The following is a 17,931-nucleotide window of genomic DNA, read 5'->3' as shown; positions in this document are numbered from 1 at the left end:
CAGTACCCCATGGACAGCCAGATTTCCTCTCCGATTCCCGTCATCTTCGACACCGACCCCGGCATCGACGACGCGCTCGCGCTCGCGCTGCTGGCCTGCCATCCCGGCTTCGACCTGGTGGCGGTCACGGCGGTCTTCGGCAACGGGCCGGTCGAGACCACGACCCGCAACGCGCGCGGCCTGACCGCGCTGTTCGGCAAGGACATCCCCGTGGCCGCCGGCGCCAGCGGCCCGCTGCTGGACAAGCGCCGCCGCAAGGACGCCGCCCATGTGCATGGCGACGACGGCCTGGGCGGCGTGGCCGCGCGGCTGCCCGAGCCCGCGCGCGCGCTCGACCCGCGCCCCGCGCATCAGCTGATCTGCGACATGGTCAACGCGCGCCCCGGCGAGATCACGCTGGTGGCGGTCGGCCCGTTCACCAACCTGGCCCTGGCGCTGGCGCATGACGCGTCGATCGCCGGCAAGGTCAAGCGCGTCGTCGTGATGGGCGGCGCCTTCGGGCTCAAGGGCCATGCGGGCAATGTCTCGCCGGTGGCCGAGGCCAACATCATGGCCGACCCCGAGGCGGCCGATCAGGTCTTCACCGCCGCCTGGCCGGTGACCATCGTCGGCCTGGACGTGACGCAGGAAGCGATCATGCGCGAGGCGGACTTGGCCAAGCTGCGCGGCCGCGGCGACGGCGCCGGTGAGCTGCTCTGGCTGGCCACGCGCCATTACCAGCAGTTCTACGACGCGCGCGACGGCATCGGCGGCATCTATGCCCACGACGCGAGCGCCGCGGCGATCCTGCTGGTGCCCGAGGCCTTCACGCTGCGCGCCGGTCCGGTGCGCGTCGCGCTGGAGGGCATCGCCACCGGTCAGACCATCCAGGACTGGCGCAACGAGCACGGCACCGGCACGCCCTGGAGCGGCCATCCGTCGCAGCAGGTCTGCGTCGAGGTCGACGCCCCGCGCGTGCTGGCGCTGTTCGACGAGATTTTCTGAAGCATCGAGGAGACCCCCATGACGACCCAAGCCGTGAAGCTGCTGTTGCCCCGCTGGCTGATCACCATGACCCCGGACAGCCCGGTGCTCGAGCAGCACGCGCTGGCCATCGAGGGCGAACGCATCGCCGCCGTGCTGCCTCGCGAGGAGGCCCTGAAGCGCTACGCCGATGCCGAGCGCGTCGAGCTGCCGAACCACGTCCTGATCCCCGGCCTGATCAACGCGCACACGCACTCGGCGATGTCGCTGCTGCGCGGGGTCGCGGACGACCTGGCGCTGATGGACTGGCTCAACAACCACATCTGGCCGCTGGAGCGCCAGTGGGTCAGCGAGGAATGGACCTACACGGGCTCGATGCTGTCGGCGGCCGAGGCGCTGCGCGGCGGCGTGACCTACCTCAACGACATGTACTTCTTCCCCACCGCGATGGCTCGCGCGGCGGTGGACAGCGGCATCCGCGCCGGCGTGTCGATCAACGTCATCGACTTCCCCACCGGCTACGCCGCCAATGCCCAGGACTACATCGCCAAGGGCCTGGCCGCCTACGAGCAGTTCAAGGGCGAGCAGCTGCTGGACTGGACCAGCGCGCCGCACGCGCCGTACACGGTTTCCGACGAGACCTTCATCCAGCTGCGCGAGCTGGCCGAGAAGTACGACCTGCAGATGCACTGCCACATCCACGAGACGCAGGATGAGATCGACGGCAGCGTCAAGCAGTACGGCGAGCGCCCGCTGGCCCGCCTGAACAAGCTCGGGCTGCTGAACGCGAAGATGATCGCCGTGCACATGGTCCACCTGACCCCGGACGAGATCGACCTCGTCGCGAAGCAGGGCGTCCACCTTGTCCACAACCCGAGCTCCAACCTGAAGCTCGCGTCGGGCGTGGCGCCGGTCAAGGCGCTGGAAGCCGCCGGCGTCAACACGGTGCTGGGCACCGATGGCGCGGCCTCCAACAACCGCCAGGACATGTTCAGCGAGATCCGCGCCGCGGCGCTGCTCGCCAAGGGCGTGACCGGCGACCCGCTGACCGTGTCCGCGCGCACCGCGCTGGAGATGGCCACCGTGCGCGCCGCCAAGGCCATGGGACGCGCCAATGACCTGGGCACGCTGGAGGCCGGCAAGCTGGCCGACGTCGTGGCCGTGGCGCTGGACTCCGTCGAATGCCAGCCGGTCTATCACGCGGACGCGCAGCTGGTCTATGTCGCCGGGCGTGAACATGTCACGGATGTGTGGGTGGGCGGCCGGCAGGTGCTGTCGAATCGCAACGTTCTGACCTTCGACACCCAGGCATTGCTGGGTCAGGTGCAGGACATCGTGGCTAAGATGCGCGCCGGGCGCTGATCCCCCCTGAATGCGGGGTCGTCGGCGTCGAGGAGCCGACGGCGCGGACAAGACCGTCGGTGTGCAGGAGACAAAGCCGGCCGCCACACCCCGCGCGCTGGTGGGACAGACACCATGAGCAAGCCAACCCGGACGCACCCGCTGGGCCGCAAGGTCACATCCTTCGTCGTCAACCTCGCCGCCGCGGCCCTGGCCCTCGGGGTCAGCGCGGCGGCCCGGGCAGACATCCTGATCGGCCAGACGGCCGGTTTCAGCGGTCAGGTCGCCGCCAGCGTCAAGGAACTGACGCTCGGCGCCAAGCTCTACATCGACCACATCAACGCCACCGGCGGCGTCAACGGCCAGAAGATCGACCTGCAGTCGCTGGACGACGGCTTCGATCCCAAGCGGGCCGCGGCCAATGCCCAGACCCTGATCGACAAGGGCGCGGTGGCGCTGTTCCTGACCCGCGGCACGCCGCACACGCAGGCGGTGATGCCGCTGCTGGACAAGGCGCAGGTTCCGCTGATCGCGCCGTCCACCGGCGCGATGCTGCTGCACAAGCCGGTGCATCCGTACGTCTTCAACGTGCGCTCGACCTACCAGCGCGAGGCCGAGCGCGCCGTGCAGCTGCTGCTGGAGATGGGCAACACGCGCATCGCGCTGGTGCAGGTCAACGACACCTTCGGCGCCGACGGCATCACCGGCGCGATGACCGCCTTCAACGAGCGCAAGATGAAGCCGGTCGCCCATCTGACCTATGAGCGCGAGAAGCCGGACATCGCCGGCGTGGTCAAGCAGCTGATCGCCGCGGACCCGCAGGTGGTGCTGCTGGTGGCCTCGCAGCAGATCACCGCGGACACCATCAACGCGCTGCGCGCGGCCGGCTCGCGCATCCTGGGCGCGACGCTGTCCAACAACGCGTCCAACGGCTTCGTGCAACTGCTCGGACAGAACGCCGCGGGCGTCATCGTCTCGCAGGTCTTCCCCAGCGAGCGGAGCACCAATCTGCCGATGGTGCGCGAGCTCACCGACCTCGTGAAGGCCAAGCCTGGCGAGAGCGGCGGCCTGGTGACCCCCGCCATGATGGAGGGCTACGCCAGCGCCAAGGTGCTGGTGGAAAGCCTCAAGCGCGCCGGCAAGGATCCTTCGCGCGCCAGCGTGCTGCGCGCGCTCAACGGGATGTCGCGCTACGACCTCGGCGGCATGGACCTGAGCTTCAGCCCGACCGACCACACCGGCACCAACTTCGCCGACATCGCGATCATCGATCCCCGAGGCAGATTCCTGCGCTGACCGCGCCTCGATCTCCTCTCCCACGACGGGCGCCTTCGGGCGCCCGTTGTCGTTCTGGTGCCGGAACCGCGCGGATTTCCTGGCCGTTACGGCCCGTCGAACGGGTTGCCGTCGCGACCTTTCTCACGACTGAGGCCGGGTATTTCATCTGCTTCGAGGGGATTCATCAAGCCTGGCGTGCTCGACCGATTGACATGTGATTCGAATATTGAATCTTTGCGCGCCGATGCACGGTCCTCGTTCGGCACGATATTCGTCAATGCTTCCTCCGTCGAATAGCACATTCAGGTTATTCCATACATCAATGAGTGATTAGCAGACGAATCGAAGTCGCTGACACTGCTCGCAGGTTTGCGAATGGAAGCGTGCCATGAGAAACATGTATGCGATTGCACTGGGCCTGGTTGTCGCCGGCGCGAGCTGCCTGGCGGCCGAGCACGCCGGCGCACGGTCACCAGGCGATCCCTCATTTGGGCTGACTGCAATTGGTTATTTGCTGGCGAGCGGGGGGCTGATGCTCCTGATCGCCTGCCTGGCCGGCAGCGTCGAGGATTGGGTCAGAACCCGATGCCGACGGGTCGCGCGCTCGGATAAAGGAGATTGGGAGCGGCCGCCGCCCCCGGTCACCGAGCCTCACTGAATCCAGTGGGGTAGTGTTTTCGGGTTTACTTGATTCGGTGATTGTCGGTTTCCTGTTGCTCGCGAAACTGTGCCCGCCTCCAGGCATTGAGATAACGAGTGAGAAGGAGCCAAACCATGAGTATCGCCATCGTGATCATCGAAGACGACCCGAGCGTCATGAAAAGGCTGGTGGATGTGATCTCGAACAGCAGCTTCTGCGAGGTGGTGGGCATCGCCAAGAACCGCGGAGAGGCCATCGCGGCGATCCTGGCCAACCGCGCCGACCTGTATGTCGTGGACCTGGGGCTGCCTGATGTGGACGGGGTCGAGCTGATCCGGCTGATCAAGGACAAGTGTCCGGAGTCCCGCAGCGTGGTGGTGAGCACCTTCGGCGACAGCAAGCACGTGATGCGCAGCCTGCGCGCCGGCGCCACCGGCTACCTGCTCAAGGACGAGATCCAGCCGTCGATGGTGGACAAGCTCGTCAGCGCGCACAACGGCCAGGCGCCGCTGAGTCCGGCGGTCGCGCAACTGGTCATCGACCGCATCACGATGCTGGAGAACAACGTCCGCCCCCAGGTTGATCGCGAGAAAGTGCTGCGCGAGCTTGGAATGGGCGAGCGCGAATGGGATGTGCTTCGGCATCTGGTGGAGGGGCTGACGATCGTCGAGATCGGCCAGCGGCTCAGCATTTCGCATCACACCGTGAACCAGCACCTGCGCAGCGTGTATCGCAAGCTCGGCGTGAAATCGCGCGCGATGGCCGCCAATGCCGCGAGGCTGCACGGGCTGATCGATGAATAGTCCGAGGCGCGGGTCGCTCAAGGCGGTGTGCTTCTGGCTGACCCTGTTCGTGATCGTGTTGCTGGTGGTGGCCACCAGCAGCCTGGCCACGCGCGTCTACCGCGTCGAGCATGTCCGCGACCTGGAGATCGTCGGCGGCGCCGCGGGCAGTCGCGACGCCGGACCGGAGGCGCCGCGCCTGAGCGGCAGCGTCCTGGCCGACGAGCCTCGCGTCGAGTTGCCGTATCTGCGCAAGATCGGCCCGTCGAGCGACCTCAAGCGCATCAGATACCGCATCGACGTGGATCGATACCTCTCCCGCCCGGCGCCGTGCTGCGAACGGACACCAGGGGCGCCACCCCGCGGCGAGCCCCGCATCCCAGGCGCCAGCCTGCTGATCAGTCAGGCGCTGGACGGCATGGACGTCTACCTGAACGGGGTCTGGGTCGGCGGGCTGCCGAAGTCCTCCGTCACGGCACGCTACAAGTGGTACCGGCCCTTGCAGGTCTCGCTGGCCCGACGCCTGCTGCGTCCCGAGGGCAACGAGGTGACCGTGGAAGTCACCACCTGGGACCCGCAGGTGCAACTGGCGCCGGTCTACATCGGTGACCTGGACACGGTGTCCTACATCTATGAGCTGACGACCTTCATCGGGTCCTCGCTGGCCAATGCCTCGAACGTGTTCTGCCTGCTTGCGGGCATGTTCATGCTGGGCGCGTGGCTGGCCAGCCGCCGTGATGGCGCGGTGTTCCTCCACGCGGGGGCGACGACGGTGCTGTGGTCCGTGCTCTACACGCTGGTGCTGCTGCCCTACGTGCCGGCCCCCCTGTTGCCGTTGTGGGCCTGGGCCCAGTACGCCTGCATGGGCGGCGTCGTGGCGGTGCTCACGCTGTTCCTGTTCGCCTTCGTCGGAGAACCGCTGGGCCGCGTCGGGCGCGCGGCGCTGATCGGCGCGGCCTCGTTCGCTGCGGTCGCGTATCCGTGGCTCGGCGGACAGGGGAGGGCCTGGCTGGATGCCTACTGGCTGCCAGTGCTGCTCGTGTTCCACCTGCATGCGTGCTCCCGGCTGGCCCTGCATGTGGCGCGCACGCGGTCACGCACGGCGATGTCGCTGCTCTTCCAGTCGGTGCTCGCGCAGGTCTTCGCGCTGCGCGACCACAACGCCGTGCTGCAGATCGTCCAATTCCCGATGCCCGACGCCGGATGGTCGCTGGCGCACCTGCTGGTGTCGCCGATCTTCCTGAGCCATCTGAGCGTGCCGCTGCTGCTGTTCGTCGTCGCCCAGATCCTGCTCACCAAGTTCCAGGCCAACGTGAAGCGCATCCGCGACCACAACCTCATCCTGACCGACACGCTGCAGCAGCGCGAGCGCGAGCTGCTGGTCAGCCATCACCGCCAGCGCGAGATGGAAGCCGAGGCGGCCGCGCAGGGCGAGCGCGACCGCATCTATCGCGACCTGCACGACGGCATCGGCTCCAAGCTGGTGACCACGCTGTTCAGCGTGCGCGACCGGGAGATCGACCATGACCGGCTCGAGGCCAGGCTGATGGCGGCGCTGACCGATCTGCGCGAGATCATCTCGGTCACCGAGATCCGTGAGCAGCGCACGATCCACGACGTGCTCTTCACCTATTGCAGCAATCTGGACGAATCGTTGACCCGGGCCGATTTCCAGATCGAGTACGACATTCCCGAGGGACCGGAGATCGTGTTGCTGGACGACCTGACCAAGCAGGTGATGCGCATCGTCGAGGAGTCGGTGGCCAACACCATCAAGTACGCGCAGGCCAGTCGCCTGTCCATCCGCATGGCGGTGGTGGAACACGAGCGGCTGGAGGTGCTGATCGAGGACAACGGGCAATCCGGCGCGAGCCAGCGCGATGCACGGGCGCCAGACGCGGGTCCGGACGCCGTCGCGACCGATTCGCCGCTGTCGGGCGGCACGGGATTGGCGGGCTTGCGTCGACGCGCGGAACGCATCGGCGCGAGCTTCCATTTCGAGCGCACCGAGCAGGGCGCCCGGACCTGGTTGAGCCTGCCGTTGACCCGCGGGGCCGCCGTACTCCCTGCAAACGAGTGGGTCGGGCCCAGTTCCCAGTCGGAAACGAGCGCATTGCCACTGAGCTGAGCCATCGAACCGCGCGCCATTCCTCGAAATACTGGTGGGCCGCCCGGAGATCCGGGTCAGTCGATGAATGTCACGGTCATGCCATCTTCCCGAACGTCTCGCAGCAGCGTGCCGCTGACCCGGCTGCTGCCTCCCCCCGAACCGCCGCACGCCTGCTTCGCCCGCCAGCCCGTCATCGACGGATCGCTCCAGCCGCTGGGCGAGTCGCTCAGCCTGCGTTGGCGCGACAGCGCGCGGCGAGCGCCGCCGCCGCCCAGTCCCTACGCGACCAGCTTGTTGCTCAGCCAGACGCTGCTGGAAGCGGGCCTCGCGCGACGGCGCCCCGGTTGTCTGTTCGTCGAGATGGACGCGCCGACGCTCGCGAGCCCCATCGCCGACGTGCTCTCCGGCGCGCTGGGGGCGATCCAGCTGCCGGTGGATGTGCCGGTGCAGGAGCCGCTGACGCGCCGCGTGGCGCAACTGCATGCGCGTGGCTACCGCTTCGCGTTGTCGGGCGTGGTGACGCCGGACGATCCGCGCTTCGCGTGGCTGCCGATGCTGTCCTTCGTGAAGCTGGATGCCACGCTCGCGCCGGTGAGCGCCTGGGCGCCCGTCCTGCGCGTGGTCGAGCAGGCCGGAGCGGTGCTCATCGCGGACCGGCTGACCGAGCCGGCCGATTACGTCCGCCTCAAGGCCTTGGGCGTGCGCTGCTTCCAGGGCGATCTGCTGTGTGCGCCCCAGGAGGAATCGCCTCGACCCTTGCCGGCCTGCGACCTGGACGTGATTGCGCGCGTCGGACGGCTGCTGCGCCAGGGCGCGCCGCTGGATGCGCTGGGCCTGGCGGCCGGAGCGGATCCGGCCCTGGTCATCCGGCTGCTGATGCTGCAGCGCCTGTACGCGCCGGGACAACTGCCGCCCGCGTCACTGGCGGGCACCCTGGCGATGTTGCCGGAGCCGGCGTTGGCCGGCTGGCTGCACGTGCTGCGCACCTGCACCTTCGACCTGACGCCCAGCACGCAGAGCTGGTCCCACGCGGTGCGCGAGCAGATCTACAACTACCGCGCGCGCCTGATCGGCGCGCGGCTGTGCGCCAGCCCGGTCGAGCTGGAAGCGAAGGTCTTCGATCTGTATCGGCGGCTGTGCGCACGCGAGCCGGTCAAGTCCACCGCGCCGCTCCTCCCGGAGGGCGCGGGGGCCGATCCGCGATGACGCGCGATCAGTGCAGCGGTTCGTCCGAGGCCGGGCCGCTGACGACCGAGAAACCGGAGTCGCCGAGCGTGCCGGCCTCGATCTCTTCCTCGGTGGCTTCACGAACGTCGCAGACCGTCACGTGGATGCGCAGACCGACGCCGGCCAGCGGGTGATTGCCGTCGAGCACGATGTGCTCGGGATAGATCTCGGTGACGGTGTAGATGCGGTCGGACGGCATGTCGGGCGTCAGCGCGCCTTCGGGCAGGCCCTCGAACTGCATGCCGACGTCGACGTTCTCGGGGAAGACCTCGCGGGACTCGAAGCAGACGAGGTCGCTGTCGTAGTCGCCGAAGGCATCCTCGGGCTCGAGCGCGACGCTGACTTCATCGCCGGTGACCTTGTCGACCAGCGCTTCCTCGACCTTGGCGAACAGGTCCTGGCCGCCGAAAAAGAACTCCATCGGCGGGTCCAGGACCTCGACGGACTGGCCTTGGGCGTCTTCCAGTCTCCAGGTGAGGGAGACGACGCAGGGGGCAGTGATTTGCATCGCGCGATTCTCTCAGACAATGCCCGCCCATGAGCTCCACCTCCAAGTCCCCCTCGTCCCGTGCCGCCGCCACCGCCACCGCCACCGCCGCGGCCCAGTCGCCCCGGGCGTCGCGATCCTCGACCGGCTCCACGTCCGGCTCGCCGGCACGAAGCGCCGCCGCGCCCGTCTCGGGCATCGACATCGAGGCGGCGCTGCCGCTGCTGGGCGGCCTCAGCGCGACGCAGTTCATGAAGCGCCATTGGCAGAAGCAGCCCTTGCTGGTGCGTCAGGCGCTGCCCGGCGTGCAGGCGCCGATCGATCGGGCGGGCCTGGCTCAACTGGCCGCGAGCGAGGAAGTCGAGTCGCGGCTGGTCGCGCAACAGGACGGCGATCGCTGGACGATGCGCCAGGGCCCGATCGCCAAGCTGCCGGCGTGGAGCAAGCCGGGCTGGACGCTGCTCGTGCAGGGTCTGGATCTGCATGTCGATGCGGCCCATGCGCTGTTGAGCCGATTCCGCTTCGTGCCCGAGGCGCGGCTGGACGACCTGATGTTGTCGTATGCCAGCGATGGCGGCGGCGTCGGCCCGCATTTCGATTCCTATGACGTCTTCCTGATTCAGGTGGCCGGCCGCCGGCATTGGCGGATCGGCCGGCTGGGCGTGTCCACCAGCGGCGAGCTGCGCGACGACGTGCCGTTGAAGGTGCTGGCCGACTTCGAGCCCGAGGAGGATTTCGTGCTCGAGCCCGGCGACATGCTGTACCTGCCGCCGGGCTGGGCGCATGACGGCGTGGCCGTCGGCGGCGATTGCATGACGGCGTCGGTGGGGTTCCGCTCGCCCTGGCGCGCGGAACTGGCCAATGAGCTGCTGGTGCGCCTGACCGATGACGAGGACGAGCCGCGAGGCGACAAGATGTATGCCGATCCGCGCCAGGCGGCGACCGGGGAGCCGGGGCGCATTCCCGAGGCGCTGACCGCGTTCGCGCGCGAGGCGGTGATGAAGGCGGCGGCCGAGCCGCTGGCGCTGGAGCGCGCGCTTGGCGAGGCGCTGACCGAGCCCAAGCCGCGCGTGTTCTTCGAGCCGGGCGAGGCCTTGCCGCCGGGGCAGGGCGCGCGGCTCAGCACGCGGGCGCGCATGATGTATGACGCCGCGCATGTCTTCATCAACGGCCAGTCCTTCCGCGCTGGCGGCCGCGACGCGACGCTGATGCGGCGCCTGGCTGACGCGCGCGCGCTGTCGCCGGCGGACGTCGCGCGTCTGAGCGAGGGCGCGCGGGAACTGCTGGATCAATGGGCCGAGGACGGCTGGGTGCTGCCCGCCTGAACACGTCCGCAGGGAAAAGGAGACCGCCATGTCGACAGAAGCTTCGCTCCCGGAAAACCTGAAGCCCGGCCTCGTCGAGTCGGCCGAGGGCGTCCGGCAATTGCTGCGGCAAGCGCTGCTGCTGGCCGCCGCGCAAGGCGGGCGCGAGCTCTGCTGGCTGGACGCCGACTTCAGCGGGTGGCCGCTGTCCGACGCGGCGCTGCTGGAGGGGCTGCATCGCTGGGCGCTGCCGCATCGTCAACTGCGCCTGTTGGCGGCGCATGACTACGAGACGCTGCGTCGCGTCCATCCGCGTTTCGTCCAGTGGCGTCAGCTGCACGACCATGTGGTGCGCGCGCACGCTTATGATCCGGCCGACCTCGGCGAGCGCAGCACCCCCGCGCCCCAGGCGCTGCTGCTGGCACCCGGATTGCTGACGGTGAAGGTGTGGACCCCGTCGCGGGCGTCACTCTCACTGCGTGATCCCCGCGAAGAAGCCATGGCGTATGAATGGTTTGACGCTATTGAGCAACGGTCTGCCGCTTCGTTCGCTAGCAGCACCCTAGGCTTGTAAGACGATTACAAACTGATGGCTATAATTGCCGGCTAGGCGAGGGAAGCGCTCGAGGTTTTCCGCGTCTTGGTCTGCTGAAGTTCGTACTCGTACTCTGGTACGACTTCATTAATTACCGGTAATTGATTGTTCGTCTAAAAGTTACTTGAGGACAAGTATGAAAAAGTCGATCCTGATGGCCTCCCTGCTGGCCGCTGTTGCTCTGACCGCTTGCGGCAAGAAGGAAGAAGCCGCTCCCGTGGCGACGCCCGCTCCGGAAGCTTCGGCTCCCGCCGTTGAAGCCTCGGCCCCGGCCGTGGAAGCTTCGGCTGCCGCTTCGGACGCTGCTGCTCCGGCCTCGGCTGCCAGCAACTAAGACGTTCACTCGTCCTGAAAAAGCCGCATGGTCCGCCATGCGGCTTTTTCTTTGCCTGGGCGAATCTGCGCGAGGAGCGCACCGCCAGCTGGTATTTGACTGGAGTTTGCCGGCCCACCGTTGGCGTATGACAAGTGCGGCTTCCGGCGAATGAGCGCCCATGAAAAACGCCACCCGAGGGTGGCGTTTTGTTTTGCGCAAACTGATGGCGTACGGTTCGCCATCGGTGGGCTGAACTCAGCGGACGTCTTCCATCAGCAGTTGCAGGATGCGCTTGGCCAGCTCGTTGGTCTGCTGCACCCCCTTGTCGTCCAGGATCTTGACCGTCGAGACATTGCCCTCGGTCTTGACCGACACGCGGTAGCGCACCGCGCTCGACGCGCTGGTCGCGCCGAACAGACGTTGGAAGAAGTTCGGGTCTTCCTTGCCGGCCTGGTTGGGGTCGGCATAACGCAGGAAGAACAGACCCTGCTTGCGATCGCGGTCCTCGATGGTGAAGCCGTGGCGGTCCAGCGACTGGCCGACACGACGCCAGGCGCGGTCGAAGTCCTCGTTGACCTGCAGCTGATCCGGCACCTCGGCCAGCGAGCGCGGCGCGTTGCCGCGCGGCTGCTCGGCGAAGGTCGGCGCGGCCGGCTGGGCGTTGGCGACCATCGTCTTGGCGTCTTCGTCCTTGCCGCCGAGCTTGAGCATCAGGCGCGAGGTCATCTCGGCTTCCAGCTCCGGATCGGAGGGGCGGGGCTGCCAGCCGGTGTCGTCGCGCTGCGAGTTCGTGTAGACCTCGACCAGGCCGCGGTGCGTGACGTAGATGTCGGTGCCGCCCTGCTCGTTGCGCTCCAGGCGGGTGCGGTACTTGTCGCGCTCACCGGTGGAGTACAGCGAGTCCAGCAGCGATCCCAGCGTCTTGCGGATGAAGTCCTGCGGCAGCTTGGCCTTGTTCTCGGCCCAGTTGGTCTCCATCAGGCCGACGTTCTGGTCCTCGGACTCGATCGTGAAACCGCGGTCCTGCCAGAAGCCCTTGATCTGCGGCCAGAGCTGCTCGGGCGGCAGGGTGCTGTGCAGCCAGCGGGCGTTGCCCAGGCGGCGGAACTCGACCGTGCCGGCCTTGTCCAGCGCGGTGGGCGCGCCGGCGGTGGCGACGGGGCGCTGCGGATTGGGCTGGGCGGCCATCTGCGCGGCGCTGATGGGGCCGGTAGGACGGTTTTCCTTGGGCAGCTGGGTCAGGTCCGGCGGCACGTCCAGGCCCGTGGTCTGCTTGGCCTGGGAGCGGTAGTCGACCTTGTCGCTGGTGGTGACGCTCTCGAACGTGCTGCACGCCGTCAGCGAGGCCAGCGCCAGCAGGCAGGCCGCGCGCACCGGGGTGGAAGCGCCGGTATCAGAAAGGGGACGAGTCACGCTGGAGATCTCCGAGGTAGGAACGGCGGCCCGCGGCCGCTGAAGGAAAGTGGAGCGGCCGGCGGCGCGCCGGCCGGCGGTATTAGAGCAGGCCGGCCTCGCGCATGGCGGCTTCGACCTGCGGCTGGCTGGCCGCGGTCAGCGGCGTCAACGGCAGGCGCAGGTGGTTGCTGCTGCGGCCCAGGCGTTCCAGCGCCCACTTGGTGGGGGCCGGGCTGGGCTCGCAGAACAGCTGCTTGTGCAGGCCCAGCAGCTGGAAGTGCAGCGCGGTGGCCTCGCGCACGCGGCCCTCGATGGCGGCCGTGCACATCTCGTGCATCAGCTTCGGCGCGACGTTGGCGGTGACGCTCACCGAGCCGCGGCCGCCCATCAGCATCATGGCGACAGCGGTGCCGTCGTCGCCCGAGTAGATGCTGAAGCCCTTGGGGGCGTGCTTGATCAGCCAGGCGGCGCGCTCGATGTTGCCGGTGGCTTCCTTGATGCCGAACACGCCGGGCAGCGCGGCGCAGCGGATGGCCGTCTCGGGGGCCATGTCCGCGACGGTGCGGCCGGGCACGTTGTAGAGCATCGTCGGCAGGTCGACCGCCTCGGTGATCGCCTTGAAGTGCTGGTAGATGCCTTCCTGCGAGGGCTTGTTGTAGTAGGGGACGACCGACAGCGAGGCGTCGGCGCCGACCTGCTTGGCGAAGCGGCTGAGCTCGATGGCCTCGGCGGTGGCGTTGGCGCCGGTGCCGGCCAGGACCGGCTTGCGGCCCTTGACGTGCTCGACGGCGACGCGGATCACCTCGCGGTTCTCTTCCATCGTGACCGTGGGTGACTCGCCCGTGGTGCCCACGACACCGATGACGTCGGTGCCCTGGTCGATGTGCCAGTCGATCAGACTGCGCAGCCCATCGAAATCGATGCGGCCGTCTTCGTGCATCGGCGTGACCAGCGCGACGATGCTGCCAACAATTGCGTTCATTGAGGATTCCTCGTGATCGGCGGATTCTACTGAAGCGCCGGGGCGCTTCCGGAGGTCGGCGCTCAGCGCAGCCGGTACCTCGGGTAGACCCCAGGCGCGTGCCCGGGCGCGGCGGCGGACGCCGCGAGGTCTTCGGACGGTTTCTCGCGAACGGCAGCAACGCGCTGGACGTAGCGCCCGTTGACGCCCTCACCGAGGGAAGCGCCCCTCGGCCTGTCGAGGGAGGCGCCGTCGGACTCGCCCTCGAAGCCATCCTCGTAGCCGATCACGCGCAGGCCGGCGACCGCTTCGAGCAACTCGCCCGGACGCAGCAGGAATTCGGGCCGGGCGGGGCGGCCGACCGTTTGCTGTCCATCGGTAAAGGTTTCGTAAATCAGCCAGCCGCCCGGCGCGACGGCCTCGACCACTCGGGGCAGCAGCGGCCGCCAGAGGTAGTTCGTGACGATCACCAGGTCGAAGACGCGGCCCGCCAGCGGCCAGGGGCCGGACTCGATGTCGGCCTCGATCAGCTCGACGCGGCCGGACAGGTTGCGAAGCCCGGCCAGCGCGGCGGCGTCGCGGTCCACGCCGGTCACGGCCACGCCGTCGCCGGCCAGCAGCCGCAGATGCCGGCCCGAGCCGCAGGCCAGGTCCAGCGCGGTGGGCTGCTCGCGATCGCGCCAGGCCTGCGACCAGCGCAGCACCCAGTGGCTGGGGTAGGAGACGGGGGCGTGGGGACTCGGGACGGGGGTCATGCGGGGTTCATGCCGGGAATCATGCGGGGCGTTGTTCCTTCTTGAGCGCCTTCATCGCCAGGCGGTCGACCATGGCCGGGGCCAGCAGCTTGAGCCAGCGGCCCAGCTTGCCCTTGGCGGTCATGACGATGTCGCGCTCGCGGGCCAGCGTGCCGTCGAGGATCAGCCGGGCGCAGGCCTGGACGGTCATCGCGCCGCGCTCATCCAGGCTGCTCAGGCCCGAGGCCTGGCCCTGCGCGTTGAAGCCGCGGTAGCGGATCTGCGTGTCGACGACGCCGGGATAGGCGATGGTCACGCTCACGCCGTGCGGGGCGACCTCGGTGCGCAGCGCCTCGAAGAAGCCGGTCATCGCGAACTTGCTGGCGCTGTAGGCGGTCCGCCCGGGAATGCCCAGCAGGCCGGCCAGGCTGGACACCGCCACGATCCGGCCGCGGCTGGTCTTGAGCGCGGGCAGCGCGGCCTGCGTGCACCAGGCCGAGCCCCACAGGTTGATCTGCATGAGCCGCTGGTACCAGGTCAGGTCCTTGACCTGGTCGAAGAGCGCATGCGCGGACATGCCCGCGTTGTTGACCAGCACGTCGATCGCACCGAAGGCGCCCAGCGTGGACCGCACCAGCTCCTGGCAGTCCTCCTGGGACTCGACGTCGCAGCGCTGCACGAGCGTGCGCGCGCCAAGAGCCTCGCAGTCGGCGGCCACCTTCTCGAGCTTGTCCACGCTGCGCGCGGCCAGCACCAGCGAGAGCTTGGCGCCCTCGCGGCGGGCCCATTGACGCGCCAGTTCGGCGCCGATGCCGTCGGAGGCACCGGTGATGATCACGACCATGTTGTCTCCGTGTCTGTCTGCGTTGTCGTTGTGGAAAGCCGGCCCGGAGGCAGGATCAGAAGCAGGCCCAGAAGGCGTCGCCGAGCTGCTGCATCAGCAGCGGCTGGGTGTAGGCGAGGAACACCAGCGCCAGCACCGCCGCCGCGCCCAGCGCGCCGATCAGCCCCAGGATGCGGGTGAGCGCGCGGCGTGTCATCGGGGTCGTCCCGGTGATGGTGCTCAGGCCGCCGCCGGCACGGGCTGACGCGCGATCGCGGACTCGCGCACCGGCAGGTTGGCCAGCATCGCCATCACGCCCAGCCCGATGGCCAGGTACCAGACGACGTCGTAGGACCCGGTGGCGTCATAGAGCTTGCCGCCCAGCCACACGCCCAGGAAGGAGCCGATCTGGTGGCTGAAGAACACGAAGCCGCCCAGCATGGACATGTGCTGCACGCCGAAGATCTGCGCCACGATGGCGTTGGTCGGCGGCACCGTGGACAGCCACAGCACGCCCATCACCGAGGCGAAGACGTAGACGCTCGTGGCGGTCAGCGGGACGTTCAGGAAGACGATGATCGCGATCGAGCGCAGCAGGTAGATGCTTGAGAGCAGATAGCGCTTGGGCAGGCGCTGGCCGAGCGACCCGGCGGCGAAGGTGCCGAAGATGTTGAACAGGCCGATCAGCGCCAGCGCGTTGGCCGCGACCTGCGGCGTCAGGCCGTGGTCCTTGAGGTAGCTCGGCATGTGCACGCCGATGAACACGACCTGGAAGCCGCAGACGAAGTAGCCCAGCATCAGCAGCTGGAAGCTGCGGTAGCCGAAGGCCTCGCGCAGCGCCTGGCCGATGCTCTGGTGGTGGCCGCCCGCGGTGAGCGGGCGTTCCGGCTCGCGCAGCCCGAAGGCCAGCGGGACGATCAGGCAGGCGGCGATCGCCAGCACGAACAGCGCGTTCTGCCAGCCGCTGTAGCCGATCAGCCAGGACTCGACCGGCACCATCAGGAACTGGCCGAAGGAGCCCGCCGCGGCGGCGATGCCCATGGCCCAGGAGCGCTTGTCCGCGGAGACGTTGCGGCCGATGACGCCGTAGATGACCGCGTAGGTGGTGCCCGACTGCGCCAGGCCGATCAGCACGCCAGCGCTGCCCAGGAAGCCGGCGGAGGTCGTCGAGACGGCCATCAGCGCCAGCCCGGCGGCGTAGAGCATCGCGCCGACGACCAGCACGCGCAGCGCACCGTAGCGGTCCGCGATCATGCCGGCGAACGGGCCGGCGGCGCCCCAGGCGATGTTCTGCACGGCCAGCGCGAGCGAGAAGGCTTCGCGGGTCCAGCCCCGGTCCATGGTGACGGGCGTCATCCACATGCCGAAGCCGTGGCGGATGCCCATCGACAGTGTCACGATGGCCGCGCCGCAGATGAGCACCTGGCTCATCGACAGGGTGGCGGCTCGGGCGGAAGGGGAGGTCGGGGTCGCGCTCATCCGGCGAATGTAGCGGTTAGCCGGTCTTGCCGCCGCTCTTGGCGTTATTGGGTTTCGCCGCGGGCTTGGCCTTGCCTGCGCCGGACTTCCTGGTCGTCGCCTTTTTCGACGACTTGGAGGATTTCGATGGCGCGGCCGCCTTGCCGTTGAGCGCGTTGTTCTCCTCGCCGGCGGTGGCGGCCACGTCGTCCAGCTGCGTCAGCACGCGGCCCTGCTTGATGCGCAGCAGCGGCTTGTCCAGCGCGTCGAGGTCCTCCAGCGGGTTGCCGATCAGCACCAGGAAGCTCGCTTCGCAGCCCGGCTGGAAGCAGCCGAGCTTGCGCTGCGGGAACAGCGCGCGGGGCGTGTCCACCGCGGCCAGGCGCAGGATCGCGGCCTTGTCCAGCACACCCAGCTGGTCGAGGTGATGGACCTCGCTCAGCGCGTTGCCGGTGAACAGGTCCGAGCCGACCAGCAGCCGGACTCCGGCGGCCTTGAGCCGCTCCAGGTTCTGCTTCTGCACCGCCTCGATGCGGGTGAGCAGCTCCGGCGCGGGCTGGAACAGCCGCGTGGCGACGGTCGCGGTGATCACGCCGACCTTTTTCTCGGCGGCCAGCGCGGCGATGTCGGGCGGAATCAGGTGGGTCTCGGGGTCCTCGCCGTGCTGGGGGAAATAACCCGGGAGCTCGGCGATGAAGTCGGCGCCGGCGCGCACGGCCGCGGCGAAGTCGGCCGCGCTCTCGATGTGCACGACCACGCGGCGCTGCTCGGCGTGCGCGCGTCTCACGACCTCGGCCACCACCTCGGGCGACACGCCCAGGCGGCCGCGCTGCTCGGGCACCTGGCGCAGCTCGGGCCGGTCGTGGTAGCTCATGATGACCTTCACCAGGTCGGTGTGCCGGCCCGCGATCAGCGGCCATTTCTGGGCCACCTGCTCGGGCGTGTCCATGACCAGCACCGCCTTGTCGACGATCTGGTCAAGCGACATCGGCGGCGTGCCCGACTGCAGCATCGCCAGCGGCTGGCCGTCCGAGGACGTGATGCAGGCGGTGGCGAAGAGCACATCCGGCGTCTCGGCCTGGGCGATGCGCGAGCGGATCGGATCGATGGCGGCCGGGTCGGCGCACAGCATCGCGGCGTAGAAGACGCCGTCGCGCAGGTAATCCTGGCCGAACTTGTCCAGGCCCCAGGCGCTCTGCAGATTGTGGTTGTGGGCGTCGGCCAGCGGCGCGATCAGGGTCTGGCCGCGCAGTTCCAGCAGGCGGTTGACCTTGCGCGGGCGCTTCTCGACGAAGCGGCCGTCCTCGACGTAGAGCGTGCCGCTCTGCAGCTTCTCGCCGTCGAACCAGCGCGCGTGGCGCAGTTCCATCGCCATCTCGGGGCTGGCCTTGAAGTCATCGGCGCGCGCGGCCGTCCCCAGGAGGAGGGGGATCAGCGCCAGCGGCGCCAGCAGCGCGCGTAAGTAAGAGGACAGGGCGGGCATCGGACCGGAAGAGGCAGGGACCTGGAAGCGGCGG

18 protein-coding genes are annotated in these 17,931 nt (G+C 68.7%); 10 read left to right on the top strand and 8 right to left on the bottom strand.

Annotated features, from left to right (window positions below):
• Positions 1 to 9 precede the first annotated feature (9 nt).
• The 7 genes from ACNI65_RS12265 (at position 10) to ACNI65_RS12235 (ending at position 8,320) form a co-directional block, all read left to right on the top strand.
• On the top strand, positions 10 to 984 hold the full coding sequence (locus ACNI65_RS12265; protein ID WP_416763338.1) for a nucleoside hydrolase: 975 nt from the start codon (positions 10 to 12) through the stop codon (positions 982 to 984).
• Positions 985 to 1,002: 18 nt separating this feature from the next.
• Positions 1,003 to 2,325 carry a TRZ/ATZ family hydrolase gene (locus ACNI65_RS12260; RefSeq protein ID WP_416763336.1) on the top strand — a complete coding sequence of 441 codons (1,323 nt, stop codon included), beginning with the start codon at positions 1,003 to 1,005 and terminating at the stop codon, positions 2,323 to 2,325.
• Positions 2,326 to 2,439: 114 nt separating this feature from the next.
• The gene (locus tag ACNI65_RS12255; RefSeq protein WP_416763335.1) at positions 2,440 to 3,600 is read left to right on the top strand and encodes an ABC transporter substrate-binding protein; all 1,161 of its coding nucleotides are present in this window, start codon (positions 2,440 to 2,442) and stop codon (positions 3,598 to 3,600) included.
• A gap of 370 nt (positions 3,601 to 3,970) precedes the next feature.
• On the top strand, positions 3,971 to 4,240 hold the full coding sequence (locus tag ACNI65_RS12250) for a hypothetical protein (RefSeq protein ID WP_416763334.1): 270 nt from the start codon (positions 3,971 to 3,973) through the stop codon (positions 4,238 to 4,240).
• A 116-nt stretch (positions 4,241 to 4,356) separates the two neighbouring features.
• Entirely contained in the window at positions 4,357 to 5,025 is a 669-nt protein-coding gene (locus ACNI65_RS12245) for a response regulator (RefSeq protein ID WP_416763332.1), read from the top strand.
• Positions 5,018 to 7,132: an ATP-binding protein gene (locus ACNI65_RS12240; RefSeq protein ID WP_416763330.1), complete on the top strand. Its 2,115-nt coding sequence runs from the start codon at positions 5,018 to 5,020 to the stop codon at positions 7,130 to 7,132. The genes ACNI65_RS12245 and ACNI65_RS12240 overlap by 8 nt, the downstream gene beginning before the upstream one ends.
• 78 nt (positions 7,133 to 7,210) lie before the next feature.
• Positions 7,211 to 8,320 carry a hypothetical protein gene (locus ACNI65_RS12235; protein WP_416763328.1) on the top strand — a complete coding sequence of 370 codons (1,110 nt, stop codon included), beginning with the start codon at positions 7,211 to 7,213 and terminating at the stop codon, positions 8,318 to 8,320.
• Positions 8,321 to 8,327: 7 nt separating this feature from the next.
• Here ACNI65_RS12235 and ACNI65_RS12230 read toward each other — a convergent pair whose 3' ends face one another.
• The gene (locus ACNI65_RS12230) at positions 8,328 to 8,849 is read right to left on the bottom strand and encodes an FKBP-type peptidyl-prolyl cis-trans isomerase (protein ID WP_416763326.1); all 522 of its coding nucleotides are present in this window, start codon (positions 8,847 to 8,849) and stop codon (positions 8,328 to 8,330) included.
• Positions 8,850 to 9,025: 176 nt separating this feature from the next.
• Here ACNI65_RS12230 and ACNI65_RS12225 point away from each other — a divergent pair, with 176 nt between their 5' ends.
• From ACNI65_RS12225 to ACNI65_RS12215, 3 genes are all read left to right on the top strand, one after another.
• Complete coding sequence (locus ACNI65_RS12225; RefSeq protein ID WP_416763617.1) at positions 9,026 to 10,153, top strand: JmjC domain-containing protein; 1,128 nt, start codon at positions 9,026 to 9,028, stop codon at positions 10,151 to 10,153.
• Positions 10,154 to 10,181: 28 nt separating this feature from the next.
• A complete protein-coding gene (locus ACNI65_RS12220) occupies positions 10,182 to 10,706 on the top strand; it encodes a hypothetical protein (RefSeq protein ID WP_416763325.1) in 525 nt (174 codons plus the stop codon).
• A 157-nt stretch (positions 10,707 to 10,863) separates the two neighbouring features.
• Positions 10,864 to 11,061 (top strand): hypothetical protein, encoded by a 198-nt coding sequence (locus ACNI65_RS12215; RefSeq protein WP_416763324.1) that lies wholly within the window; start codon positions 10,864 to 10,866, stop codon positions 11,059 to 11,061.
• Positions 11,062 to 11,298: 237 nt separating this feature from the next.
• Here the strand turns inward: ACNI65_RS12215 and bamC are convergent, their stop codons facing one another.
• The 7 genes from bamC to ACNI65_RS12180 all read right to left on the bottom strand — a co-directional run bounded on the left by bamC (position 11,299) and on the right by ACNI65_RS12180 (position 17,897).
• On the bottom strand, positions 11,299 to 12,456 hold the full coding sequence (gene bamC, locus ACNI65_RS12210; RefSeq protein WP_416763323.1) for an outer membrane protein assembly factor BamC: 1,158 nt from the start codon (positions 12,454 to 12,456) through the stop codon (positions 11,299 to 11,301).
• Between the two features lie 82 nt (positions 12,457 to 12,538).
• Positions 12,539 to 13,420 carry a 4-hydroxy-tetrahydrodipicolinate synthase gene (gene dapA / locus ACNI65_RS12205; RefSeq protein WP_416763321.1) on the bottom strand — a complete coding sequence of 294 codons (882 nt, stop codon included), beginning with the start codon at positions 13,418 to 13,420 and terminating at the stop codon, positions 12,539 to 12,541.
• Positions 13,421 to 13,482: 62 nt separating this feature from the next.
• Complete coding sequence (locus ACNI65_RS12200; RefSeq protein WP_416763319.1) at positions 13,483 to 14,154, bottom strand: class I SAM-dependent methyltransferase; 672 nt, start codon at positions 14,152 to 14,154, stop codon at positions 13,483 to 13,485.
• A gap of 19 nt (positions 14,155 to 14,173) precedes the next feature.
• The gene (locus tag ACNI65_RS12195) at positions 14,174 to 14,977 is read right to left on the bottom strand and encodes an SDR family oxidoreductase (protein ID WP_416763317.1); all 804 of its coding nucleotides are present in this window, start codon (positions 14,975 to 14,977) and stop codon (positions 14,174 to 14,176) included.
• Positions 14,978 to 15,032: 55 nt separating this feature from the next.
• Entirely contained in the window at positions 15,033 to 15,173 is a 141-nt protein-coding gene (locus tag ACNI65_RS12190; RefSeq protein ID WP_416763315.1) for a hypothetical protein, read from the bottom strand.
• A gap of 23 nt (positions 15,174 to 15,196) precedes the next feature.
• The gene (locus tag ACNI65_RS12185; RefSeq protein WP_416763313.1) at positions 15,197 to 16,435 is read right to left on the bottom strand and encodes an MFS transporter; all 1,239 of its coding nucleotides are present in this window, start codon (positions 16,433 to 16,435) and stop codon (positions 15,197 to 15,199) included.
• A gap of 16 nt (positions 16,436 to 16,451) precedes the next feature.
• Positions 16,452 to 17,897 (bottom strand): amidohydrolase family protein, encoded by a 1,446-nt coding sequence (locus ACNI65_RS12180; protein WP_416763311.1) that lies wholly within the window; start codon positions 17,895 to 17,897, stop codon positions 16,452 to 16,454.
• Between the last annotated feature and the right edge of the window lie 34 nt (positions 17,898 to 17,931).

This window comes from Roseateles sp. So40a (assembly GCF_048081605.1).
GTDB lineage: Bacteria > Pseudomonadota > Gammaproteobacteria > Burkholderiales > Burkholderiaceae_C > Roseateles.
The sequence above is the reverse complement of the archived record's forward strand: the minus strand, read 5'-3'. Positions and strand labels throughout refer to the sequence as shown.